We start from the raw sequence: 288 nt of genomic DNA on the forward strand, positions 1-288 counted from the left end.
GTCTCGGCGCCGGCCCCGTTGCGCAGGAGATAGATACAGAGCAGGCCGATGGCGATCTCGGCGACGGTGAAGGCCAGCCCCTCGGCCGAGAAGACGAAGTCGGACACGAGCAGCACATAGGCCTGGCGCACGAGGATCCAGATGATGATGGCGATCTGCCAGATCGTGTAGTGGCGCGGGAACCGGGCCGAGCGGTTGAAGGCAAGGCCAAGCAGGTACAATCCCCACAAAATGGTGAGGACGCCGCCGACCAGGCCGCCATAGATGAGGAAGAATACGTTGTCCGGC

1 protein-coding gene is annotated in these 288 nt (G+C 63.2%); it reads right to left on the minus strand.

Annotated elements, in window-relative coordinates; translation table 11 throughout:
• The coding region (locus EN851_RS35760; RefSeq protein WP_135931140.1) for a DUF2569 family protein at positions 1-288 on the minus strand (288 nt) is incomplete at both ends.

This window comes from Mesorhizobium sp. M8A.F.Ca.ET.208.01.1.1 (assembly GCF_004791315.1).
In the GTDB taxonomy this organism is placed as follows: domain Bacteria; phylum Pseudomonadota; class Alphaproteobacteria; order Rhizobiales; family Rhizobiaceae; genus Mesorhizobium.